The sequence below is a fragment of the Mycobacterium sp. Dal123C01 genome, assembly GCF_052566995.1.
This window is the reverse complement of record NZ_CP199580.1, coordinates 1980810-2003427: the sequence shown is the minus strand read 5'-3', so window position 1 is coordinate 2003427 and position 22618 is coordinate 1980810. Positions and strand designations below refer to the sequence as shown.

The 22618-nt window shown below is 65.1% G+C and carries 20 protein-coding genes and 1 pseudogene; 9 read left to right on the top strand and 12 right to left on the bottom strand.

The window, feature by feature from the left end; genetic code table 11:
• Positions 1 to 406 precede the first annotated feature (406 nt).
• Positions 407 to 1402, top strand: coding sequence for an aldo/keto reductase family protein (locus tag ACTXG5_RS09565; RefSeq protein ID WP_445163434.1), 996 nt, complete (start codon positions 407 to 409; stop codon positions 1400 to 1402).
• 193 nt (positions 1403 to 1595) lie between these two features.
• Positions 1596 to 2063, top strand: a complete 468-nt coding sequence (locus ACTXG5_RS09560; RefSeq protein ID WP_445163433.1) for a hypothetical protein — start codon at positions 1596 to 1598, stop codon at positions 2061 to 2063.
• A gap of 37 nt (positions 2064 to 2100) precedes the next feature.
• On the opposite strand, the gene ACTXG5_RS09555 is transcribed toward ACTXG5_RS09560, so the two are convergent.
• On the bottom strand, positions 2101 to 3165 hold the full coding sequence (locus ACTXG5_RS09555) for an NAD-dependent epimerase/dehydratase family protein (protein WP_445163432.1): 1065 nt from the start codon (positions 3163 to 3165) through the stop codon (positions 2101 to 2103).
• A 144-nt stretch (positions 3166 to 3309) separates the two neighbouring features.
• Here ACTXG5_RS09555 and ACTXG5_RS09550 point away from each other — a divergent pair, with 144 nt between their 5' ends.
• Positions 3310 to 4116, top strand: a complete 807-nt coding sequence (locus tag ACTXG5_RS09550) for a lysophospholipid acyltransferase family protein (protein WP_445163431.1) — start codon at positions 3310 to 3312, stop codon at positions 4114 to 4116.
• A gap of 29 nt (positions 4117 to 4145) precedes the next feature.
• On the opposite strand, the gene ACTXG5_RS09545 is transcribed toward ACTXG5_RS09550, so the two are convergent.
• The gene (locus ACTXG5_RS09545) at positions 4146 to 4982 is read right to left on the bottom strand and encodes a mycofactocin-coupled SDR family oxidoreductase (protein ID WP_445163430.1); all 837 of its coding nucleotides are present in this window, start codon (positions 4980 to 4982) and stop codon (positions 4146 to 4148) included.
• 234 nt (positions 4983 to 5216) lie between these two features.
• On the opposite strand from ACTXG5_RS09545, the gene ACTXG5_RS09540 reads away from it, so the two are divergent.
• The gene (locus ACTXG5_RS09540; protein WP_445163429.1) at positions 5217 to 6638 is read left to right on the top strand and encodes a WS/DGAT/MGAT family O-acyltransferase; all 1422 of its coding nucleotides are present in this window, start codon (positions 5217 to 5219) and stop codon (positions 6636 to 6638) included.
• Here ACTXG5_RS09540 and purQ read toward each other — a convergent pair.
• The 3 genes and pseudogenes from purQ to ACTXG5_RS09525 form a co-directional block, all read right to left on the bottom strand.
• Positions 6609 to 7283: a phosphoribosylformylglycinamidine synthase subunit PurQ gene (gene purQ / locus ACTXG5_RS09535; protein ID WP_445163428.1), complete on the bottom strand. Its 675-nt coding sequence runs from the start codon at positions 7281 to 7283 to the stop codon at positions 6609 to 6611. The two genes, ACTXG5_RS09540 and purQ, sit on opposite strands and share 30 nt — an antisense overlap.
• Positions 7280 to 7519 carry a phosphoribosylformylglycinamidine synthase subunit PurS gene (purS, locus tag ACTXG5_RS09530; RefSeq protein WP_313865871.1) on the bottom strand — a complete coding sequence of 80 codons (240 nt, stop codon included), beginning with the start codon at positions 7517 to 7519 and terminating at the stop codon, positions 7280 to 7282. The genes purQ and purS overlap by 4 nt, the downstream gene beginning before the upstream one ends.
• 63 nt (positions 7520 to 7582) lie before the next feature.
• A pseudogene (locus ACTXG5_RS09525) lies at positions 7583 to 8316 on the bottom strand (ATPase).
• Between ACTXG5_RS09525 and ACTXG5_RS09520 the strand changes: the two are divergent.
• A complete protein-coding gene (locus tag ACTXG5_RS09520) occupies positions 8293 to 8931 on the top strand; it encodes an MBL fold metallo-hydrolase (protein WP_445163427.1) in 639 nt (212 codons plus the stop codon). The pseudogene ACTXG5_RS09525 and the gene ACTXG5_RS09520 overlap by 24 nt on opposite strands.
• Positions 8932 to 8933: 2 nt before the next feature.
• On the opposite strand, the gene ACTXG5_RS09515 is transcribed toward ACTXG5_RS09520, so the two are convergent.
• Both ACTXG5_RS09515 and ACTXG5_RS09510 read right to left on the bottom strand, forming a co-directional pair.
• Positions 8934 to 10601, bottom strand: a complete 1668-nt coding sequence (locus ACTXG5_RS09515) for an FAD-binding dehydrogenase (protein WP_445163426.1) — start codon at positions 10599 to 10601, stop codon at positions 8934 to 8936.
• Between the two features lie 50 nt (positions 10602 to 10651).
• A complete protein-coding gene (locus ACTXG5_RS09510) occupies positions 10652 to 11356 on the bottom strand; it encodes a DUF2334 domain-containing protein (RefSeq protein WP_445163425.1) in 705 nt (234 codons plus the stop codon).
• Positions 11357 to 11598: 242 nt separating this feature from the next.
• Between ACTXG5_RS09510 and ACTXG5_RS09505 the strand changes: the two genes are divergently transcribed.
• Both ACTXG5_RS09505 and ACTXG5_RS09500 read left to right on the top strand, forming a co-directional pair.
• Positions 11599 to 13218: a DHA2 family efflux MFS transporter permease subunit gene (locus tag ACTXG5_RS09505; protein WP_445163424.1), complete on the top strand. Its 1620-nt coding sequence runs from the start codon at positions 11599 to 11601 to the stop codon at positions 13216 to 13218.
• 237 nt (positions 13219 to 13455) lie between these two features.
• A complete protein-coding gene (locus ACTXG5_RS09500; RefSeq protein WP_445163423.1) occupies positions 13456 to 15096 on the top strand; it encodes a DHA2 family efflux MFS transporter permease subunit in 1641 nt (546 codons plus the stop codon).
• A 6-nt stretch (positions 15097 to 15102) separates the two neighbouring features.
• On the opposite strand, the gene ACTXG5_RS09495 is transcribed toward ACTXG5_RS09500, so the two are convergent.
• On the bottom strand, positions 15103 to 15666 hold the full coding sequence (locus ACTXG5_RS09495) for a TetR/AcrR family transcriptional regulator (protein WP_445163422.1): 564 nt from the start codon (positions 15664 to 15666) through the stop codon (positions 15103 to 15105).
• Positions 15667 to 15757: 91 nt separating this feature from the next.
• Here ACTXG5_RS09495 and ACTXG5_RS09490 point away from each other — a divergent pair, with 91 nt between their 5' ends.
• A complete protein-coding gene (locus tag ACTXG5_RS09490; RefSeq protein WP_445163421.1) occupies positions 15758 to 16204 on the top strand; it encodes a DoxX family protein in 447 nt (148 codons plus the stop codon).
• Here ACTXG5_RS09490 and ACTXG5_RS09485 read toward each other — a convergent pair.
• Together ACTXG5_RS09485 and ACTXG5_RS09480 are read right to left on the bottom strand one after the other, a co-directional pair.
• On the bottom strand, positions 16133 to 18298 hold the full coding sequence (locus ACTXG5_RS09485; RefSeq protein ID WP_445163420.1) for a S9 family peptidase: 2166 nt from the start codon (positions 18296 to 18298) through the stop codon (positions 16133 to 16135). The two genes, ACTXG5_RS09490 and ACTXG5_RS09485, sit on opposite strands and share 72 nt — an antisense overlap.
• Positions 18295 to 19188: a phosphoribosylaminoimidazolesuccinocarboxamide synthase gene (locus tag ACTXG5_RS09480; protein WP_445163419.1), complete on the bottom strand. Its 894-nt coding sequence runs from the start codon at positions 19186 to 19188 to the stop codon at positions 18295 to 18297. The genes ACTXG5_RS09485 and ACTXG5_RS09480 overlap by 4 nt, the downstream gene beginning before the upstream one ends.
• Before the next feature lie 62 nt (positions 19189 to 19250).
• Between ACTXG5_RS09480 and ACTXG5_RS09475 the strand changes: the two genes are divergently transcribed.
• The gene (locus ACTXG5_RS09475; protein WP_445163418.1) at positions 19251 to 19871 is read left to right on the top strand and encodes a hypothetical protein; all 621 of its coding nucleotides are present in this window, start codon (positions 19251 to 19253) and stop codon (positions 19869 to 19871) included.
• Between the two features lie 53 nt (positions 19872 to 19924).
• On the opposite strand, the gene ACTXG5_RS09470 is transcribed toward ACTXG5_RS09475, so the two are convergent.
• Together ACTXG5_RS09470 and purB are read right to left on the bottom strand one after the other, a co-directional pair.
• Positions 19925 to 21184, bottom strand: coding sequence for a cytochrome P450 (locus ACTXG5_RS09470; protein WP_445163417.1), 1260 nt, complete (start codon positions 21182 to 21184; stop codon positions 19925 to 19927).
• Positions 21181 to 22599 carry an adenylosuccinate lyase gene (gene purB, locus ACTXG5_RS09465; protein WP_445163416.1) on the bottom strand — a complete coding sequence of 473 codons (1419 nt, stop codon included), beginning with the start codon at positions 22597 to 22599 and terminating at the stop codon, positions 21181 to 21183. The genes ACTXG5_RS09470 and purB overlap by 4 nt, the downstream gene beginning before the upstream one ends.
• Positions 22600 to 22618: the final 19 nt, after the last annotated feature.

Below are 22618 nucleotides of genomic sequence, written 5' to 3'. Positions count from 1 at the left end.
GGTCGAGTATTCCTGTTGGGCGGCTCGGCCAACTGCGATTCCAAGGCTTTCACCGACGTCGACCTGGCCCGTCTGGAAGGCGCAATCGCGCTGGACAAGCTGCTGCCCTGAAGTATGCCGTTATGGCCTGCCGGGCAGAGACCCTGCGTGAGATCTCGCTGGGACAAATAAACTCCCAGACGCCGCCCGCAACGGATTGGCTGCGACGGGTATCCTCGGTATGTCCGATGGATCGAGTAACGAAATCGTCTATGGACAAGTGTATTTGACGGCCTTGCCGTAAAGGGAGAGGGAAATTGCCGAAGGTGTCCGCGTTCGCCGAATTCGCGGCCGACTCCGACCATCGGCCAGTCAGCCTTTTGCTCTTTGATTCTTTAACCGACAAGACAACAGATAGGGACAAACCATGCGGTTCCGCAAACTTGGCAGCTCCGATCTCGAGGTCTCGGAGATCTCCCTCGGCTCCTGGCTGACCTATTCCGGCGGTGTGGCCGAGGAGCAGACCCGCGCCTGCACCGAAGCCGCGTTCGACGCAGGCATCAATTTCTTCGACACCGCCAATGCCTACGGCCAAGGCGCAGCCGAAACCGCCTGGGGCGCGATCCTCGCCAAGCACCCCCGCGACTCCTACATCCTGGCAACCAAGGTGTTCTTCGAAATGTCGGACACTGACAAAGGCCTGTCGGGCGAGCAGATCGCCAAGCAGATCGACGCCTCACTGACCCGGCTGCAGACCGACTACGTCGACCTCTACCAGGCCCACCGCTTTGACCCGACCGTGCCGATCGAGGAGACCCTCGAGGCGTTCCAAAAGGTCGTGCAGCAGGGCAAGGCCCGCTACCTCGGCTTCAGCGAGTGGACCACCGAGCAGATCCACGCGGCGATCGACATCGTCGGGTCCGACCTTTTCGTGTCTTCCCAGCCGCAATACTCGATGCTGTGGCAAGCCCCTGAGGCTGAGCTGTTTGAGCTGTGCGCGGCCAACAACATTTCCCAGATCGTGTGGTCGCCGCTGGCCCAGGGTCTGCTCACCGGCAAATACCTGCCGGGCCAGCCGCCTCCCGCCGATAGTCGGCGCGCCCACGACGAGATGGGCGAAAGCATGGGCGTCCTCTTCGACGAGGCAGCCGCAATCGAGGCGGCCCAGCGACTCATACCGATCGCCGAAGGCGCCGGCCTCAGCATGCCAACCCTGGCCCTGGCATGGGTGCTCCGCCGCAGCGAGCTCGCCTCGGCGATCACCGGGGCGTCGCGCCCCGAGCAGGTCCACGCCAACGCAGCTGCCGCGGGTGTCAAACTGCCGGACGACGTTCTCAAAGCCGTCGACGATGCCCTCGGCGACGTGCCGCTCACCACACCGACCATCGCCCCCTTCGCGAAGCCCGGAGTAATGCACCGATAATCGCCGCACCCCGACTGGGCGACCCGGAACGACTTAACCGGATTCCGGTGCTGGGCACCGTCTTTGCGCGACGCTGGTTTGTGGCAAGCCGGTGACTGGATCGTTATAAACTCAGTGAATTCTCAACAAATTCTTTGCCAGCGCATTGCCCGGCGCAAAGGATCCGCAAAGGCGCAGGCCTCACTATAGATTTATGACGACTGAAGCGTTGTCCGCAAACCTGATCGAACGTTACTTGTGCACCCGCGGCAGCAGGTATTTCCGCGGCCAGCACGACGGTGAATTCTTCTACGTCGCCAACACCCGTCCGCGGCGGCTGCATGTCCACCTCGGGATCTCCCGTTGGCACGGCGACGAATTCACGATTCAAGTCACTCCCGGCTGCTTCTTCCCCGCTGCCGACAGCACTGAGCTGGCGGACCTCGCCGATACCTGGAATCGACGCCACCGCGACGTCATTGTGACCGTCCGCGGATCCTCTGACCCACATCGGGTCGGTGTCGTTGCGCGCAACTCCTGGAAGATCCGGGAGCCCATCACCTTCGACGAGTTCGCCACGTCCATCGACCACACCATCGCCGCCGCGATCGAGTTCTTCGCCGGGCTGGGTTCGGTTGCCGAGTGCCCACCGCCGGCACCGTTGCTGCTGGACGCCGGCTGAGCCGCTGACGCGCTGCGCCTGAGGTGGTCGCAGCGCGTCAGTTGGTGTCGGGCCGGGGGTCACCGAATTCGGCGCGGATCGCGCCCCAGGGGTCCGCATAGCTTCCGGGCGAATTCCGGTAGGCGCCACGGCGTTTGAGGAGCTGGCGCGCGATCGGAGAGAGCAGCCGCATGAGATAGCGTTGCCATCCGGCAGCCACGCGCATCTCCACCAGCATCTCCGGCCAGGGATGGCACTGAAAGCACAAGACCTGTTGCGCACGGGCGGTGTCCATCCAGTCCGTCACGTACCAGTCGTCGTCGCTGTCGGGGTCACCCGGGCGGCCCTCCGGCAGAACGTTCACCAGACCCCGGGTAGCCGCGAGCGCCTTGCCGACATCTACTTGCCGAAGCAGATGCGAATCGTCGCCCGCGATCAGCAGGATCTCACCGACCACGGCTGCGGTGGTGGCGGCCGAGAACGCGACTGCGACGTCGCGGACATCGACGGTGTGAATGCGACCGTCGGTCGGCAGCGCGCTCTCCAAGAAGGGCGCGTCCATGCTCAGGGGCATGGCGCCCAGATCGACGCTGATGACACCGCCGAGGCGCAGGATCACCCACTGAAGACCCGAGGCGCGGACAAGCTGCTCGGCCTCGACCTTGTGGGCGCCGTAGAGGTCCGACGGACGGACCGGAGTGTCCGCACGCACCCACTCCGGGTGCCGGCGCGGGTTGCGGGAGCCGTGGACGGCGTTGCTCGAGGCCTGGATGAAACGCACCGGGCGCAGGCTGGCCTTCGCGGCGCGCAACAGTGCCGCGGTCGCATCGACGTTGACCCGTCTGGCCAGTGTCGGGTGGCGATATATCCCCGGTGGGATCACGGCGGCCAGGTGGATGATCACCGTCGGGGCCGTCTCGGCTACGAGGCGGTCGACCTGCGCCGAGTCCGTCAGGTCTGCCCAGCGCGCCTCGGCTCCGACGGGCAACGATTCGGCGGCCTTGCGCTGGGCAGACGCACCGAGGTCGGCAGCGACCACACGGTGCCCGTCAGCAACCAGCTGGCGCACGGTCTGCGAGCCGACCAACCCGAAACCACCAGTAACCAGAACATGTTCGGTCATTTCCCCCCCGATGCGCGGCTTCCCACAGCAAACGGATATGACATTCTCTCAAACAGAGAGTACCCTATGTCACATGCGTTGAGCCCCGGGGGACGGCCTGGCGCTGGCAACTACCGACAGGCACACAACCGCGGGGGAATCGCGATGGGCAACGCCGAGGCCGATAACCGGGAAACCGCTAAATGGGATCCCGCGTTTACCGAACAGGTCAAGAACACCGTCGGTCCGGTGGTCAACCGCTGGTTTCGGGCCGAAGTGCGAAACCTGGACAACGTCCCGGCTGCCGGTGGGGCGTTGGTGGTCTCCAACCACTCCGGCGGCATCTTCACACCCGACGTGCTGATCTTTTCGTCGGCCTTCTACGAGAAATTCGGTTACGACCGGCCGGTCTACACCCTGGCCCACTACGGGGTGTTCATGGGACCGCTGGACGGCTGGTTGCGTCGGGTGGGAGTCATCGAAGCCAGTCGCGAAAATGCAGCTACCGCACTGCATTCGGGCGCGGTGGTGCTGGTTTTCCCGGGTGGTGACTTCGACTCCTACCGGCCCACGTTGAGCGCGAACAACATCGACTTCAACGGGCGCACCGGCTATGTGCGGACCGCCATCGAAGCCGGAGTGCCGATCGTGCCTACCGTGTCGATCGGCGGCCAAGAGACCCAGCTGTTCCTGACCCGCGGCAACTGGCTGGCCCGCAAGCTCGGACTCACCAAAGCCCGGATGGACATCCTGCCGGTCAGCTTCGGCGTCCCGTTCGGGCTGAGCGTCATCTTCCCACCGAACCTGCCGCTGCCATCCAAGATTGTCACCGAGGTGCTCGACCCGATCGACATCACTGCTCAGTTCGGCAAAGACCCCGACATCGATGAGGTGGACGCCCACGTGCGTTCGGTGATGGAGGCCGCACTCAAGCGGCTGGCCGGCCAGCGACGGTTTCCCATTCTGGGCTGACCGATGGCGCGGGGGGTCGCCGGCAGCGTCTAGTACTTGAGGTAGCCGCGATCCACCGGGACCTGGCTGCCCGACATGGTCACCGACCCGTCGCCGGCAAGCCAGGCGACCACGTCCGCCACGTCCTCGGGCGCCATGAACTCTTCGGGAGCGCCAATCGCACGAAACGGCATCGGGGAGAGGCTGTGCAAGTACGAGGGATGTTCGGAGAGAAACGTCAGCATCTCTTCAGAGGTCGCCATTGGCGTGCTCACGGCGTACGGATGGATGGAATTGACGCGAATGCCGTACTCACCCAATTCGACCGCCAACGCGTTCGTGAGCCCGACCAGGCCATGCTTGGACGCTGAATAGTGCCCGTTGCCAGGTGTGGCTTTCAGACCGGTAGTCGAGCTGACGATAATGATCGAACCGCCGTTGCCCAGCTTGATCATCGCTGGCACCGCGGCGCGCAAGGTGCGCCACGTGCCACTGAGATTGACGTCGATGACCGTGTCCCAGTGCTCTTCGGACATCTCCCACAACCGCCCGTAGCTCAATACCCCCGCATTGGCGACAACGACATCGAGCCGGCCGAACTGATCGACGACATCGTCAACCAGCTGCTGCAAATCCGCCAGATTGCGGATATCGACCTCGCGGGCCAGCGCCTTGCGACCCGAATTCTCCACCGCCCGCGCCGTTTCGACCAACTCGTCGGAGGTAGCGGCCGGGTACCGGACGGTTGCGGAGACAGGGGCGCATATGTCGACGGCGACAATGTCAGCACCCTCGTTGGCAAGCCGGATCGCGTGAGCACGGCCCTGACCGCGCGCCGCTCCGGTGATGAGCGCGACTCGGCCCTCGAGGCTGGTGGATCCTGACATCACTGACTCCCCCACAACATTGCTGACAACTCCCTTGCCCGATGGTGCGCCCGCGACGGGATCGGAGACCACGACGTGTTCTCTAATACGAAAGAGGCAATACCTCCTATGGCAACGGGAAGGCGCGGCCCCGACACCGTCACCCGGCAAGAATTGCGAGCGCTGGGCCGTAGCAAACGCGGAATCACTACGGCATAGTTGCTTTCAGGGCGCGTCGACGGGGCGAGGTGGCGTGTGAAAAGACTCAACGGTATGGACGCCATGCTGTTGTACAGCGAGACGCCGAACCTGCACACCCACACGCTGAAGGTGGCGATCCTCGACCCGTCCGGCCTTGACGACGAGTTCGGCTTCGAGGCTTTCCGGCGGCACGTGCAACGTCGGCTGCATTTGCTGGAACCGTTGCGCTACAAGCTTGTCGATATCCCGGGGCTGCTCCATCACCCGATGTGGCAGGAGAACTGTGACGTCGACCTGGACTATCACCTGCGGCGAGTGCAGGTGCCCGGGCCGGGGGGCCGGTGTGAACTGGACGAGGTCATCGGGCGGGTGGCATCGACGCCGTTGGACCGTAGCCGACCGCTGTGGGAGTTTCATTTCGCCGAGGGGCTTGCCGACGGTCGATTCGCCTTGATCGGCAAGGTGCACCACGCGTTGGCCGACGGCGTCGCCTCGGTCAACCTGCTTGCGCGCGCGATGGATCTCGAGGGCTCGGTGACCGACGAGCGCGACAACGACGCGGCCGACGTCACCGCGACGAGGGGCGAGTTGCTGCGCGGGGCCGCGCGAGACCATGCCCGGCAAATCGCCGAGCTGCCCCGGCTGCTCAAGGACGCCGCGGTGGGAATGAGCCGGGTGCGGCGCCGTTCCAAGAAGCGCGGCAACCACCCGGATCTGGCCGACGCCTTCGATGCACCACCGACCTTCCTCAACCATGTGGTGTCCCCGCAGCGGCGGTTCGCCACCACGACGTTGCCATTGGCCGACGTCAAAGCGACCGCCAAGGCCTTGGGCATCACGGTCAACGACGTGGTGCTGGCGACAGCCACCGGCGGATTGCGCACGCTGTTGTTGAGCTATGACGGGCACGCTGAGCGGCCGATCATTGCGTCGGTGCCCACGGCCACCGACAAGTCGGACCGCGTCACCGGCAACGAGATCAGCGGACTGATGATCTCGCTGCCGGTCCACGTCGCCGACCCCGGCGAGCGGGCGCGGCTGGTCTCGTTGGCGACCCAGATCGCCAAGGAGGACCACGAGATCATGGGTCCGGAACTCTATGGGCGGTTGATGGCCTATCTGCCGACCGCGTTCGCCCCGGCGGCGTTTCGCTGGCTCGGCCGTCACGACATGCCGAACAAGCTGATGAACGTGGCGGTGTCCAGCGTGGTCGGACCGCGCGAACGCGGGCATTTCGGCGGCGCCGCGGTGACCGAGATCTACTCGACCGGGGTGCTCTCGCCGGGCGCACCGGTCAACATCACCGTGTGGAGCTACGTCGATCAGCTTGGGGTCGCGGTGCTCACAGACGACCAGACGTTCAAGGACCCCCACGAAGCGACCGACGCAATGACCAAGGCCTTCGCTGAATTACGCAGTGTTGCAGGTGTTTCCGTGCAGCCGAAGTCAGGCGGCGAGAACGGCGTCCAGCGCTGAGTAGAACAGGCCCAGCCCGTCGTCGGAGGGTCCCGTCAACGCCTCGATGGCATGCTCGGGGTGCGGCATCAGACCGACGACGCGGCCATTGGCTGAGCTGATGCCGGCGATGCCACGCATCGAGCCGTTGACGTTGTCGTGGTACCGAAACACCACCCGCCCCTCGCCCTCGAGTTCGTCGAGCATGCTCTCGGGCGCCACGTAGCGGCCCTCGCCCGATTTCAGCGGGACCAGCAGGTCGGCGTCGGGCTCGAAGCGCGATGTCCACGCAGTAGAGTTCGAGGCCACCCGAAGCCACACATCGCGGCAGACGAAGTGCAGACCCGCGTTACGGGCCAGCACCCCGGGCAGCAGCCTGGTCTCACACAGCACCTGAAAACCGTTGCAAATTCCCAAAACCGGCATACCGCGGCCCGCCGCGTACACCACTTCGGACATCACGGGGGCGAATCGGGCGATCGCACCGGCCCGCAGATAGTCGCCGTAGGAAAACCCACCCGGCACCACTACCGCGTCGACCCCCTTGAGGTCGGCGTCAGCGTGCCACAGGCTGACCGCCTCCGCGCCGACGCGACGCACCGCGCGGGCGGCGTCCACGTCGTCGAGCGTTCCGGGAAAAGTGATCACGCCGATACGCGCTGTCACAGCACTTCCCGGCTGATCGTCCAGTCCTCGATCACGGTATTGGCCAGCAGCGACTCGGCGATCTCGGCGAGCACAGAATCGTCGACGGTGTCGTCGACTTCGAGCTCAAACCTCTTGCCCTGACGGACATTTGAGATTCCGGGATGCCCGAGTCGGCCCAGCGCGCCGACAATCGCCTGCCCTTGCGGGTCGAGAATCTCCGCTTTGGGCATCACATGAACGATCACCCGCGCCACCGGCGTTCCTCCTGTCGAATCTCTGTCGGCGCCAACTCTACCGGCGCAGGTGCCGCGCGTGGCTCACGGGCACGAGGCGATATAGGCCTCGCACAGCGGCGCCGTCATCGAGTCCAGCTCTTGGTTGTCTGGCATCGAGGGCCAGGGCACCTGCGGTGGCCCCGACGACCACAGCGTCAGTTCGCTGATCGTGCTGCTCGCGACGTGTGCGACCAGGTAGGTGTGCATGATCACCGGTCCGCTGATCACCGCGGCCATCCGGGTCGGTTCGTCGGTGGTGACCGACGGCGACTGGGACGGCGCCCCCAGCTGGCAGCCACGCAGCACCGCGACGGCATTGCCGAACACCGAGGCCGCGATCGAGCCGCCGCGGGCCGTGTCACCGCGCCAGTGCAGGATCTGGGCCTGCAGCTGCCACTGGCCGTCGGGGTGGACCACCGTCACGCGAGCCGTGACCGCCGAAGCGCGAGGGTCCTGCGCCAGCGGCCGCGTGGCACACAGTTCCTCGAACCGGAATCGCGGCCCCGCCGCGGCCCCCGTCAGCTGTACCGCCAGACCCGCCAGCGCGGGCCAGTTGTATGTCGAGTTCAGCGGCACGGCGCGCTGCGGCATCCACGCGGTGGCCGGGATCTGGTCGCACACGGGCGGGCAGGTCTCGGGCTCAGCCGCTGCGGGGACCACGAAGACAAGGGCCGCCACGAGGCCGCCGGCGACCAGTATCGTCGCGAAAATTACCCGCACACGACCACCCCTGTCAGGGCACAATCGTCAACATGCAACTGACGCATTTCGGGCATTCCTGCCTACTTGCCGAGTTCGACCACACTAACGTGCTTTTTGATCCCGGTACCTTCGCGCATGGATTCGAGGGAATCACCGGCCTCTCCGCCATTATCATCACCCACCAGCACCCCGACCACATCGACGTCTCGCGGCTGCCGTCGCTGCTCGAGGGAAATCCGGACGCCGCGCTCTACGCGGATCCGCAAACCACTGCCCAGCTGGGGGCCCCGTGCCAGGCGGTGCACGTCGGTGACGAGCTGCAGATCGGGGGGCTGACCGTTCGGGCCGTCGGCGGCCGGCACGCGGTGATTCACCCGGAAATCCCTGTGATAGATAACATTTCGTATCTGGTGGGCGACGGTGACCATCGCGCCCGGTTGATGCATCCGGGTGATGCGCTGTTCGTTCCTGACGAGCCGGTGGACGTATTGGCCGCCCCGGCCGCGGCCCCATGGATGAAGATCGCCGAGGCCATCGAATACCTGCGCGCGGTGGCCCCGGAACGCGCGGTACCCATCCACCAGGGCGTGGTCGCACCCGAAGCGCGGGGCCTTTACTACAGCCGGTTCACCGAGATGACCGACACCGACTTCCAGGTGCTGCCCGAGGAAAGTGGGGTCACCTTCTAGGCCTAGGTGATGTCGTTGGCGGCGCCGCGGCCGGCGGCCCGGCCGCTGAATATGCAGCCACCCAGGAACGTGCCCTCCAAGGCACGGTATCCGTGCACGCCGCCACCGCCGAACCCGGCCACCTCGCCGGCCGCATACAGTCCGGTCAGCGGGGTGCCGTCGGCCTTGAGGACCCGCGCATCCAAGTCGGTCTCGATGCCACCCAACGTCTTTCGTGTCAGGATGTGCAGTTTGACCGCGATCATCGGCCCGGCTTTCGGATCGGTCAGCCGGTGCGGTGCCACCACCCGGCCCAGCCGGTCACCCAGATATCTGCGGGCAGCGCGGATCGCGGTGATTTGACCGTCTTTGCTGAACTTGTTGGCCACTTCGCGATCGCGGGCGGTCACCTCGGCTTCCACCGTTGCATAGTCGAGTGGGACCACATCGGGCAGCTTGTTCATGCCGGTTACCAACTCGCGCAAAGAATCTGCGCTGACGAAGTCCACGCCACGATCGATGAAGGCCTGGACCGGTCCGGGCGGACCGGAACTGGCCCGGTTGCGTACCAGCTCGCGGATGCTCTGGCCGGTCAGATCGGGGTTCTGCTCCTGCCCGGAGAGCGCGAATTCCTTCTCAATGATCTTGGCGTTCAAGATAAACCAGGTGTAGTCGTACCCGGATTTGGTGATGTACTCCAACGTGCCCAGCGTGTCGAAGCCGGGATACAGCGGAACGGGCAACCGGGCGCCGGCCCCGTCCAGCCATAGCGACGACGGGCCGGGGATGATCCGGATGCCGTGCCGTGGCCAGATCGGGTCGTAGTTGGTGATGCCCTCGGTGTAATGCCACATCCGGTCGGGGTTGATCACGCGGGCCCCGGCCTGCTCGGAGATACCGATCATCCTGCCGTCCACGTGGGCGGGCACCCCGCTCAGCAGTTGCTCGGGCACGCGGCCCATTCGCTTTGGCCAGTTCTTGCGCACCAGTTCGTGGTTGGCGCCGATGCCACCGCTGGTCACGATCACCGCCGACGCACGAAATTCGAATTTCCCTAACGCTTTTCGAGATGAAGGGACGCCACGCGGTTCGGTCGAAGGCTCTAGCACGGTGCCCCGAACGCCGGTCACCGCATCGCCCTCGACGATCAACTCGTCGACTTGGTGACGGTGGGCGAAGCGGACAGTCGAACGATCCCGCAGCTGACGCGCGAAGATGTCGACCAGGGCGGGCCCGGTGCCCCAGGTGATGTGGAACCGGGGTACTGAGTTGCCGTGTCCCTGAGCGTTGTAGCCGCCGCGCTCGGCCCACCCCACCACCGGAAAGATTTTCAGACCGCGGTCACGCAGCCAGCTGCGCTTCTCTCCGGCCGCGAAGTCCACGTAGGCGTGCGCCCACTGTCGTGGCCAGTAGTCCTCTTCCCGGTCGAAAGCCGCTGTGCCCAGCCAGTCCTGCAACGCAAGCTCGTGGCTATCCCGAACGCCTAGCCGACGCTGTTCGGGGCTGTCGACAAAGAACAGACCCCCGAACGACCAGAAGGCCTGCCCACCAAGGTTGGCGCTGTTCTCCTGGTCGAGGATGAGGACGCGCAGGCCGCGGTCCACCAATTCGCAGGCGGCCACCAGACCGGATAGCCCCGCCCCGACAACAATCGCGTCAGCGGCGAAGCCTGCCGCCGAAGATTCGCTCATGTCGGACCAGGGTAATGCCCCGAACCAATCGGTTGATCTCCACGGCTTAATCAGGCCGCGTCGAGAACCGCCTTGTCGGGTCGCCAGCCGTACACGGTCGGCGTGCACCCGAGCATCGAAGCGAGGTCGACGGCATCCAGCATCGCCTGCAGCGGCCCGGGCTTGCGCAACTGACGGGCCGCAACGGCCACCCGCACGATCCCATCCCGACGGGCGATCCGCTCGGCGGACAGCACCACGATGCGGCACCACCATGGCTCGGTCAGGAAACCCTCGCCGATCCCAAGTACGCGACACCGGACGGTGCTGTGCCTGACCAGATCGGTGATTCCGTGCAAATCAGCTAGCAGTCGAAAGCCATTGCCCGGTAATGCCTTAACGACGCCAGGCGAGACGTCCCAGCCCGGTGCGGCAAAGAGCCGGGTGCGTAGCCCGAGGTGCTCGAGCACGCGGTCGGCGGCCATCAGCCGCAGGTTGGCCTCGTGTGCCCGCAGCATGGCGAACTCGCCACGCCGCTTCTTGGTGGCCGCGTCGTCGTAGCCGTGCAGCACGATGGCGTCGCCACCGGCGCGCCGGGCAGTCAGCCACTCGACGGTGCGCGGGTCGCGGTCAAGCCGGTAGTCGCCGGATAGGCGCGGGGCCACCAGCAACGAAACAGGCACCTTGCGAGAATCCATTTGTGCGCAGAACGCCTCGACGTCGTCCAGGGTGCGCTCGCCTATCCCTGAGACCGAGACGATCAATTTTCCAGACACACCCGCAGTTTGACGAGCGCAGGTTTCGGGATAGTAAAGGACACGCAGACGGCAAGCGTATTTCGGGGCCTTATCGAGGCGTACGCCAGACGCCGCTCGCGGCTCGATGCGGCCGTCGCGCAACGGAGTTGGGCCGCTCACCGAATCGCGGTATCCGCGGCGCGACGCGCCACCGGGCGACGGCCGTACCGGCGCGCCGCTAGCAAACGCGCACCTGCGTCGGAACGGGAAATCGGTTCGATATGCTAAGCAACGCCATGGAGAAGGCCCGTTCCGCGGCGGGCGATGCCCCGCTGCCCCCCGCCCCCGCTCAGCTGTTGGGCGCCGACGAGCGTATTTATCCCGACAAACTCGACGCCCCGCTGCTGCGGATTTCCGGCGTCTGCCTGCTGGCCACAGTGATGGCGATCTTGGATGTCACCGTCGTCACCGTCGCGCAACGCACCTTCATCGCCGAGTTCGCGTCCACCCAGGCTGTCGTCGCGTGGACGATGACCGGCTACACACTCGGGTTGGCGACCGTGATCCCGCTAACCGGGTGGGCAGCCGACCGGTTCGGCACCAAACGGCTCTTCATGGGCTCGGTGGTGGCGTTCGTGCTGGGCTCGCTACTGTGCGCGGTGGCGTCAACGATCATGCAGCTCATCGTATTTCGCGTGGTGCAGGGCGTCAGCGGCGGCATGCTGATGCCGCTGGGATTCATGATCATGACCCGCGAAGCGGGCCCCGGGCGCCTCGGCCGCCTGATGTCGATTTTGAGCATCCCCATGCTGCTCGCCCCGATTGCCGGCCCGATCCTGGGCGGTTGGCTGATCGATACCTCCAGCTGGAAGTGGATCTTCCTGATCAACCTGCCGATCGGGCTGGCCACCTTCGTCCTCGCGGGAATCGTGTTCCCAAGAGATCACCCCGCGCGGTCAGAAACGTTCGACGTGATCGGCGGGCTGCTGCTCTCGCCCGGACTGGCGACGTTCCTGTTCGCGGTGTCGTCGGTGCCGCGCTACGGAACCGTCGCCGATCGTCGCGTCTTGATCCCTGCTGCCGTCGGCTTGGCGCTGATCGTCGCGTTCGTCGTGCACGCGTTGCATCGCGCGGATCACCCACTCATAGATCTGCGGCTGTTCCAGAACCCGGTGCTCACCCGGGCCAATGTGACGATGCTGCTGTTCGCCGCCGCGTTCTTCGGCGCCGGCCTGCTGCTCCCGAGCTATTTCCAGCAGGTGCTGCACCAGACGCCGATGCAAGCCGGGGTGCACATGATCCCGCAGGGACTCGGGGCCATGCTGACCATGCGGCTGACCGGTCCGCTCGTGGATCGACAGGGTCCGGGCAAGATTGTGTTGGTCGGTATTGCGCTGATCATGGCCGGCCTGGGCGCGTTTGCTTTCGGGGTGGCCAGGCACGCCGGGTACTTCCCCACCCTGCTGGTGGCGCTGACGATCATGGGTCTGGGGATGGGTTGCACCATGATGCCGCTCTCGGTCGCATCGGTGCAGGCATTGGCGCCACACCAGATCGCCCGCGGTACGATGCTGATGAGCGTCAGCCATCAGGTGGGCGGCTCGATGGGAACCGCGTTGATGGCGATGATCCTGACCGACAAGTTCGACCGGAGTGAGAACGTCGTCGCGGCGAACACACTTGCGGCGTTGCAGCAGAAGGCTGCAATCAGCAATGTGCCGGTGGACCCGTCCCAAATACCACTTCAGTCACTCGCGCCCGGCTTCTCCGCTAATCTGCTGCACGACCTTTCGCAGGCCTATACATCCGTATTCGTCGTCGCCGTGGTATTGGTCGCATTCACCATCATTCCGGCGTCATTTCTGCCGAAAAAACCGGCCAGTCAAACAGCCGTCGAATAGCCGCGCTGAACAGCGCTGTCGCGATCTGTGTACGGTGCCGGCGAAATGAACTAGAGCGTTGATTCGACCCGCGCCGATTTTGTTCGCGGGGTGTCCAGAACGTGACGCGCATACAGAGTGCAGCGCACATCGCAACCGCCCGGCTCGTCGTCAAACACTATTTGTCTGTGCGTACCGGTTCGCGGATACCGGCAAAAAGCCACAAAATCGCTGAACGGTCTCGATATGCTCGGGCGCATGCTCAGCGACGCCGTGGAAGGAGGGCGCCCCGCAGCTCCCAACGTCGCGGTCCCCCTCATTTCCACCAGGCGCGCAGCCGCGGGCGATCGTGTGTATCCCGACAAGGTCGACGCCAAGCTGTTACGCGTCGTCTTCGTGTGCGGGATGGCCGCCGTGATGGCGGTGCTGGACAGCACCGTCGTCGCGGTCGCCCAGGGCACCTTCGTCACCGAGTTCAAGACCACCCAAGCCGTCGTCTCCTGGACGGTCGCCGGCTACATGCTCGCGTTTGCCACCGTGATCCCGATAACCGGGTGGGCGGCCGATAGGTTCGGTACCAAACGGCTCTTCATCGGGTCGGTTCTGTTTTTCATGCTGGGGTCACTGCTGTGTGCGATAGCGCCAACCATCATGCTGCTCATCGCATTTCGGGTGATACAAGGTATGGGCGGCGGTATGTTGATGCCGCTGAGCTTCGTGATCCTGACCCACGAGGCAGGCCCGCATCGGGTTGGCCGATTGATGGCGATCGGGGGAATTCCGATCCTGCTCGGTCCGATCGGTGGGCCAGTTCTGGGCGGCTGGCTGGTGGGTGCCTACGGCTGGCAGTGGATCTTCCTGATCAATCTGCCGATCGGGCTGATCTCGCTCGTTCTGGCGGCGATCACCTTTCCCAAAGACCGCCCGGCCCCGGCAGAAGCCCTCGACGTCATCAGCGTGTTGCTGCTGCCCCCCGGCGTCACGCTTTTCCTCTGCGGGGTGTCGTACATCCCGACGGCCGGCACGGTAAGCGATTACCGCGTGTGGGCACCGACGCTCACCGGGATGGTGCTGGTCGCGGCATTCGTCTTCCACTCCTTTCGCACCGAGCACCCGCTCATTGACCTGCGACTTTTCCAGAACCGCGTGGTAACTCAGGCCAATCTGGCCCTGCTGGTTTTCGGCGCCCCCTTCGTCGGTATCGGCCTGTTGGTCCCGAGCTATTTCCAACTCGCGATGCACAAAACGCCAATGCAGTCCGGGTTGCTTCTGGTACCGGTCGGCCTCGGTGCAGTAATCACGATGCCGCTCGCCGGGGTATTCATGGACAAACACGGACCCGGCAAGATTGTGATGATCGGCCTACCGGTGATGGCGGCGGGTCTGGGCATCTTCACCTACGGAGTAGCGACGCAGGCCCCCTATACCCCGGTACTGCTGATCGGACTTGCGGTCATGGGCCTGGGGATCGGCTGCACGACGACGCCGCTGTCTGCGGCGGTGCTGCAGGCGCTGGCCCCACATCAGGTCGCACGCGGCACCACATTGGTGACCGTCAACCAGCAGGTGAGCGGATCGATTGGGGCGGCGTTTTTGGGCGTGATCCTGACCCAATTGTTCAATCACAACGAAAGCCTGGTCACGGCGAACAGGCTTGCCAGAGCACAACAACAGGCCAGTGGGCAACGCGTGCCGGTGGAGGCCTCGGCCTCTGCGTGGAAAGACCTTGGCCCGGATTTCGCGAACACCGTGGCAAGCGGTCTTTCGCATGCCTACACGGCGGTGTTCGTGGTGGCCGTCGCCTTGCTGGTGTTGACGATCGTCCCTGCAGCGTTTCTGCCGATGAAGCGGCCGGAGCCAGAGGCAGACCCGGAGCCCGCCGAGGCGCTGGCCGACTGATCCGGCTTAGCCCTCGAACAGCATCGTCGCGATCCGCAGTACGGATTCCATTGGATCGCTCTCTTTGACGTCAGCATTGACCGCGTCGTTGAGCCAAAGCGTCGAAAACCCGTGCACCAGTGACCATGCCGCCAACTGCGCGCCCGCGGGATCGGCCTGGGCACGGGGATCGCGCAGCGCCGCCACACCACGCGACAATTCGGCGCCGGCAGCGGCTTCGGCGGCGGCCAGTTCGGTGTCCGCGACGTCGAGCAGCGACTTGTTGAACATCACCTGGTAGTGGCCGGGATGTTCGAGGGCGAACCGCACATACGCCAGCGCCGCGTCGGCGAAGTGACCGCGAGCGTTGGTCAGCGCTTCGGCCAGGAGCGCAAAGCCCTGTGCGGCCAGCGCGGTGAACAGGCCACGGCGATCGACGAAGTGGTGGGCCGGCGCGGCATGTGACACGCCCGCACTGCGGGCCAGCTCGCGCAGGGACACCTGGTCCGCGCCGCGTTCGCCCACCAGGCGCGCGGCTTCGCTCAGGATCGCCGCGCGCAGGTCACCGTGGTGGTAATTCGGACGCTCCATACGGGCAGCATACCCAAGCAAACTTGACGGTGACTAGATATCAGGCCTACCTTGAGGCAATCATCTTGTCACTGTCTAGATTGGAACTGAGATGGCTCCGCTGATTACCCTGCTGTTCGGCAGCATCGTCGCCCGTGTCGCCGGCTGGCTCGGCCTCGGTTACGTCACCGGCTGGACCGCGGCGATCGCCGTCGGGCTGGCCGCCATGTTCGCCCTGACCGGGATCGCGCACTTTGCGCCGCCGCTGCGTCGCGACCTCATCGCGATCGTGCCGCCCAGGCTGCCCGCCCCCGGCCTGCTCGTCACCATCACCGGCGTGCTGGAACTCCTGGGCGCCGTGGGGCTGCTGCTTCCCGCCACGCGGGTGGCGGCAGCCGGGTGCCTCTTGTTGCTGATGCTGGCCATGTTCCCGGCCAACGTTTACGCGTCCCGGATGCCCAATCCGCCCACGTCGATGACGACCCGGCTACCCCTGCGTATCGCCACCGAGATCGTTTTCCTGGCCGCCGCCATAGCGGTTGGCGTCGGCAGCAGCTAGCAACCAGGCGTACTGGAACGCGGTTTCCTGCCATCCCCGGTAGCGCCCACTGACGCCACCATGGCCCGCCGCCATCTGAGTCTTGAGCAGCACCGTGTTGCCGCCCGTGTTGGTATGCCGCAATGCGGCAACCCACTTGGCCGGCTCGACGTAGTAGACCCTGGTGTCGTTCAGCGACGTCATCGCCAGGATGGTCGGATACTTCTTTGCTTCGACGTTCTCGTAGGGCGAATACGACTTCATGTATGCGTAGACTTCGCTGTCGCTCAAGGGATTTCCCCATTCGTCCCACTCGGTGACGGTCAGCGGGAGCGAAGGATCCAGGATCGTGGTCAGCGGGTCGACGAACGGCACCTGGGCGAGGATTCCGGCGAACAGATCCGGCGCCAGATTGGCGACCGCACCCATCAGCAGCCCGCCCGCACTACCACCCAAGGCCACGAGCTCTTGCGGACGTGTCAATCCCGAGTCCACCAAATGCTGTGCCGCCGCGACGAAGTCGGTAAAGGTGTTCTTCTTCTCCAAGAGCTTGCCGTGCTCGTACCACAGCCGGCCCATCTCTCCCCCGCCGCGGACATGGGCGATGACGAACACCATGCCCCGGTCCAGCAGCGACAGCCGCGCGATGGAAAAGCCTGGATCCGTACATATCTCGTAGGCGCCGTACCCGTAAATGAGTGTGGGCGCCGGAAATTCGAGGCCGGCGCGATGCACGATCGACACTGGAATCCGGGTTCCGTCGGCGGCGGGTGCCCAGTCGCGCCGCTCTACATAGTCCGCAGGGCGATAGTCACCGAGTACGGGTTGCTCACGCAGCAGGGTGCGCGCACCGGTGCCCAGGTCGACGTCGTAGATTCGCAACGGCGTGACGAGAGACCCAGCCCTGATCCGCAGCTTGGGCGAGTCCCAGTTCGGATTGCCGCCGAGGCCCGAGGACATCAGTTCCGAATCGAACGCGATCTCCTCGGGTTCACCGTAGTCACCGCCGTCGGAATCAATGGGCCACAACTGGATTCGCGGCAACGCCGCACGGCGGTAACTGATTACCAGATGACCGGCAAAGGCGTCCGCAGCTTCGAGCCGAACGTCGTCACGGTGCGGAATCAGGATGCGCTGCTGGGTGGGATCACTCACCGGGGCCTCGGTGAGCGTGAAGTTCACCGCACCGTCGTTGTGCAGAATCAGGAATCGATCCTGCCCCCCGACTATCGCATGCTCCACCGAGTATTCGACACCTTCACGGCGTGGCAGCACGACGGTGAACTCCGCCTGGGGGTCCGCTGCATCGGCGTAGCGCAACTCGGAGGTGATGGACGAACCCGAGGCGATAAAGACATAGGCCTCACTTCGGCTCAGGCCCGCCCCGAGCCAGAATCGTTCGTCGGCTTCGTGATACACCAACACCGACGGCTCCCCGGAACCCAGCCGATACCGCCACACCTTGTCCGGGCGGTGGGCATCGTCCAGGGTCAGGTAGTACACGGTCCGGTTGTCGGCCGCCCAGGTCACCCCACCCGCAATGTCGGCGATCTCGTCCGGGTATTTCTCGCCGGTGCGTAAATCCTTGAACCGCAGCGTGTACCGCTCGTCACCGAGGATGTCGACCGAGTAAGCGAGCAGGTTGGCGTCCAGGCTCACCAGGGCGGCGCCCAGGGCAAAGAAATCGTGGCCCTCCGCCTCTTCATTGGAGTCGAGCAAGATCTGCTCACCCGGTATTTCGGTGCTCTCGTCCAAGGCCGGCGGGTCCCAGTCATCGCGATCCGTTATCGGACAACGGCACTGAACGCGATACTGCTTCCCCTCGAAGCTCCGTGAGTAATACCACCAGTCGCCTTGCCGGGTCGGTACCGACAGATCGGTTTCCTTGGTGCGCGCCTTGATTTCGTCGAAAATCTTCTGCTGCAACGGCTCAAGGTGGGCGAGAGTCTGGTCTACATAGTCGTTTTCGGCCTCGAGGTAAGCGATCACTTCGGGGTTCGACTTTTCGCGCAGCCATTCGTACGGATCGACGAACACGTCGCCGTGGTGCTCGCGCGTGGTATCCACCCGCTTGGCGACCGGTGGTGACGGCCTTGGGGTACCCGCCTCGGTCATGCGCCCGGACCGATCCAGTCGCCGAAGCTCAATCCGGAAATCCGTTCGTAGGCATTGATGTAACGGGCGCGGGTGGCTTCGATGATGTCATCCGGCAGCGGCGGTGGCGGCTGCGACCCGTGGCGGTCCCAGCCCGACTCGGGGCTGGTGAGCCAATTGCGGACGAACTGCTTATCGAAACTGGTCTGAACCACCCCGACGCGGTAATCCTCGGCAGGCCAGTACCGCGAGGAATCGGGGGTGAAGATCTCGTCGGCCAGCACCAGGTTGCCGTTGCGGTCGGTGCCGAATTCGAACTTGGTGTCGGCGATGATGATTCCCGTCGTCAGGGCATGGTCGGCGGCCTGGATATAGATCTGCAGCGTGCGGTCGCGCAGCTGATTGGCACGTACCGCACCCACCATCTCGATCACCCGGTCAAAGACGATGTTCTCGTCGTGATCACCCAGTGCGGCTTTGGTCGCCGGGGTGAACAGCGGCTGGGCGAACTTGCTGGCCTCGACCAGCTCGGGCGGCAGCGTGATGCCGCAGACCTTGCCGGTCGCCTGATAGTCCAACAACCCCGAACCGGTCAGATAACCGCGAGCCACACATTCCACCGGAAGCATCTCCAGCTGGCGCACCACCAGCGCGCGGCCCAGCACCTCATCGGGGATACGTGGGTCATCCGGTGGCCCGGCCAGATGGTTGGGGGCGTGGACGAGGCCGAAGAAGAACACGCTCATCGCGGTCAGGATGCGGCCTTTGTCCGGGATCGTGCTGTCCAAGACAAAGTCGTACGCCGAGATCCGGTCGCTGGCGACCAGCAACAGGTGCTCATCATCGACGCGGTACAGCTCACGGACCTTGCCGCTGGCCAAGTGCTGGTAGTCGGACAGTGCAGGGCGCATCGGGCCAGCCTATCGGGCGCTAAGAAGCCCCCCGGGCCGGGAGCTGTGCTGGGATCGAGGCTATGAGATCGCGCTTTTTGCCCTACGCCACCACGCCCGGCCGATTGCTGGCCCAACTGTTCAGCGATGCTGCCATCGTCGTGTGGACGGCGATCTGGTTGCTTGTCGGCACCGCCGTCTACGACGCCATCTCGACGATCGCCGACGCGGGCCGACAAGTCGAGAACGGCACGCACAGCATCGCAGGCAACCTGGCCTCAGCGGGTCATGGCGCGCAACACATTCCGGTCGTCGGCGATACCGTCAGCAAACCGCTCAATTCGGCTAGTCAGGCCGCCCTCGACATCGCCGGCGCCCTCCACGACCTGGACACCACGGCCAGCTGGCTCGCGGTGTTGCTCGCACTGGCCGTCGTCGCGCCGCCGATCCTCGTAGCGGCCATGCCGTGGCTTTACCTGCGGCTGCGGTTCTTCCGGCGCAAATTGACCGTGACCGCCCTGGCCGTCACCCCGGCCGGCGAACAACTGCTGGCGCTGCGGGCACTGACCAGCCGTCCGCCGGGAAAACTGGCCGCCGTCAGTGCGGATCCGGTCGGTGGGTGGCGTCGCGAGGATCCCCTCACGATCCGCGCGCTGGCGGCCCTGGAACTACGATCGGCGGGGATCACGATCCGCGCGCGCTAACCAACGCACGGCAGGCGAGCAGCAGTCCGGCGAGGGTGACAATGAGGGGACCCTCACTGTTCCTCGAGCACTTCCACGACGAGATGACGGATACCGGTATGCCGGTTGCTGCGTGTCCATTCGACGGGCCGCACCACCTTGACGGCGCCGAAGCGCGACAGCAGCTCCTCGAACAGGACCCGCAGCTCCAGGCGAGCCAGGTTCGCACCCAGGCAGTAGTGCACGCCTTGACCGAAACCTAAGTGAGGGTTGGGTTTACGCGCGATGTCGAACTCGTCCGCGCGGTCGAACACGCCCGCGTCGCGGTTGGCCGAGCCCTCCCAGACCTGAACCTTCTGCCCCGCCTCGATGGCCTGGCCGCCCAGCGTGACGTCGCGGGTGGCGGTGCGCCGCTTAGACGGCGACGGCGACGTCCAGCGCACCATCTCCTCGACAGCGGTCGGCAGCACGTCGAGATCAGCACGCAGCGCACGTAATTGCTCCGGATGTTGCGCCAGCGCCAGCAAGCCGCCGGCGACCGAATTGCGGGTCGTCTCCGCGCCGGCACTGAACAACAAACTGAAGAACAGGTACACCTCGAGATCGGACGGCACTTGTCCGCCCAACTCGTCGACCGTCGCGTTGGCGACCACCGACAACATGTCGTCTGTCGGCTCAGCGCGCTTGGACGCGATCAGCTGCTGGCCGTAGGAGTACATCCGCGACCCGGCCTCTGCGGTCTTTTCCGAGACAGACAGCTGTGACAGCGCCGCCTTGCGCGAGCCGCCGAAGTCGAACTGTGGCTCGATCGCCTCGAACAGCCAATGTCGTTCGGACTCCGGCACTCCCAGCAGGATGCAGATCATCTGCATCGGCAGTTCGGCGGCGATGTCGACCACGAAGTCGAAGGGTTCGCCCGGCTGCACCGCATCCAGCAGCCGGCGCGTCCGGTCGCGCAGATCGTCTTCGACACGACGGATCATCCGCGGGGTCAGCCCGGAGCTGACGAGTCGCCGAATCTGAGAATGCCGCGGGTCGTCCATCATGTTGAGCACCTGACCCGCAATGGCCAGGTCCTGCAACAGTGTGCCGCCGTAGGGCCGCGAACCTCCGGTGACCGACGAGTACGTCACCGGATCCTTCAGCACCGCAAGCGTTTCCGGGTAGGTCGCGACCGACCAGAAGCCCTCGCCGTCGGGGGTGTTGTCGGTCGGCTCATGCCAATAGACCGGCGCGGATCGCCGGTGCACGGCGAACAACTCGTGCGGAAATCCGTTGGCGAAGTTGTCCAGATCGGTGAAGTCGATCCTCGAGAGCGTGGCGGCTCGCGTCACAGGATCGCACCCGGGGCGTATTTGGCCGCATCCGGGTAGCGGCTCACCAGCGCGTCTACCTGGGCGGCCACCTCGTCCACCTGGTCACCGGCGGCGCCGATGAACGCCTCCTTGTCGGCTAACGCGGCGTCCAGTGCCGCCCGGTCCAGCGGCAGTCGGTCGTCGGCGGCCAGCCGATCCAGCAGATCGGGTTCGGCACCCTGTTCCCGCATCGCCAACGCCGTTGCTACCGCGTGTTCCCGGATCACGTGATGCGCGGCCTCGCGCCCCATCCCGGCGCGTACGGCCGCGATCAACACTTTCGTGGTGGCCAGGAACGGCAGATAGCGATCCAGCTCGCGCTCGATCACCGCCGGGTAGGCGCCGAACTCGTCGAGCACCGTCAAGAACGTCTCGATCTGGCCGTCGATGGCAAAGAAGCTGTCCGGCAAGGCAACTCGACGCACCACCGAGCAGAACACGTCGCCCTCGTTCCACTGTGCGCCGGCAAGTTCGGCGGCCATCGAGGCATAACCGCGCAGCACCACCTGCAGCCCGTTGACCCGTTCGCAGCTGCGGGTGTTCATCTTGTGCGGCATCGCCGAGGAGCCGACCTGGCCCGGCGCGAACCCCTCGGTGACGAGTTCGTGCCCGGCCATCAGCCGGATGGTGTGGGCCATCGACGACGGTCCGGCGCCCAGCTGCACCAGCGCAGAGAGCACATCATGATCCAGCGATCGCGGATACACCTGCCCGACGCTGGTCAAAACCGTTGTGAATCCCAGAAATTCAGCGGCACGACGCTCGAGTTCGGCCAGCTTGGCCGCGTCGCCGTCCAACAGGTCGAGCATGTCCTGGGAGGTGCCCATCGGGCCTTTGATGCCGCGCAGTGGGTAGCGGTCGATCAACTCGCGCAACCTGGTCAACGCGACGAGCGTCTCCTGGGCCGCCGAGGCGAACCGCTTGCCCAACGTGGTGGCCTGCGCGGCGACATTGTGACTGCGCCCGGCCATCACCAGATCGCGATAGGTCACCGCCCGCTCGGCAAGCCGCGCCACTACCGCCACCCCATGGGAGAAAACCAGTTCCAGCGAACGTCGGACCTGCAGCTGCTCCACGTTCTCGGTCAGATCGCGACTGGTCATCCCCTTGTGCACGTGCTCGTGACCGGCCAGCGCGTTGAATTCCTCGATGCGGGCCTTGACGTCATGCCGTAGCACCCGTTCGCGGTCCGCGATCGAGGCCAAGTCCACATCGTCGAGCACCCGCTCGTAGTCGGCGACCGCTTCCTGGGGCAGCGGAACACCCAGTTCCGTCTGCGCCCGCAGCACGGCCAGCCAAAGCCGCCGCTCCGCGACGACCTTGGCCTCCGGCGACCAGATCGCGACCATCTCGGCGCTTGCGTACCGGGCGGCCAGCACATTCGGAATGCTCACTGGGTCAGCTTATCGACCG

Excerpts from the sequence above, each read along its gene's own strand:
- ACTXG5_RS09565 (WP_445163434.1), top strand. The coding sequence starts at position 407 with ATGCGGTTCCGCAAACTTGGCAGCTCCGATCTCGAGGTCTCGGAGATC.
- ACTXG5_RS09560 (WP_445163433.1), top strand. The coding sequence starts at position 1,596 with ATGACGACTGAAGCGTTGTCCGCAAACCTGATCGAACGTTACTTGTGC.
- ACTXG5_RS09555 (WP_445163432.1), bottom strand. The coding sequence starts at position 3,165 with ATGACCGAACATGTTCTGGTTACTGGTGGTTTCGGGTTGGTCGGCTCG.
- ACTXG5_RS09550 (WP_445163431.1), top strand. The coding sequence starts at position 3,310 with ATGGGCAACGCCGAGGCCGATAACCGGGAAACCGCTAAATGGGATCCC.
- ACTXG5_RS09545 (WP_445163430.1), bottom strand. The coding sequence starts at position 4,982 with ATGTCAGGATCCACCAGCCTCGAGGGCCGAGTCGCGCTCATCACCGGA.
- ACTXG5_RS09520 (WP_445163427.1), top strand. The coding sequence starts at position 8,293 with ATGCAACTGACGCATTTCGGGCATTCCTGCCTACTTGCCGAGTTCGAC.
- ACTXG5_RS09515 (WP_445163426.1), bottom strand. The coding sequence starts at position 10,601 with ATGAGCGAATCTTCGGCGGCAGGCTTCGCCGCTGACGCGATTGTTGTC.
- ACTXG5_RS09505 (WP_445163424.1), top strand. The coding sequence starts at position 11,599 with ATGCTAAGCAACGCCATGGAGAAGGCCCGTTCCGCGGCGGGCGATGCC.
- ACTXG5_RS09500 (WP_445163423.1), top strand. The coding sequence starts at position 13,456 with ATGCTCAGCGACGCCGTGGAAGGAGGGCGCCCCGCAGCTCCCAACGTC.
- ACTXG5_RS09495 (WP_445163422.1), bottom strand. The coding sequence starts at position 15,666 with ATGGAGCGTCCGAATTACCACCACGGTGACCTGCGCGCGGCGATCCTG.
- ACTXG5_RS09490 (WP_445163421.1), top strand. The coding sequence starts at position 15,758 with ATGGCTCCGCTGATTACCCTGCTGTTCGGCAGCATCGTCGCCCGTGTC.
- ACTXG5_RS09485 (WP_445163420.1), bottom strand. The coding sequence starts at position 18,298 with ATGACCGAGGCGGGTACCCCAAGGCCGTCACCACCGGTCGCCAAGCGG.
- ACTXG5_RS09480 (WP_445163419.1), bottom strand. The coding sequence starts at position 19,188 with ATGCGCCCTGCACTGTCCGACTACCAGCACTTGGCCAGCGGCAAGGTC.
- ACTXG5_RS09475 (WP_445163418.1), top strand. The coding sequence starts at position 19,251 with ATGAGATCGCGCTTTTTGCCCTACGCCACCACGCCCGGCCGATTGCTG.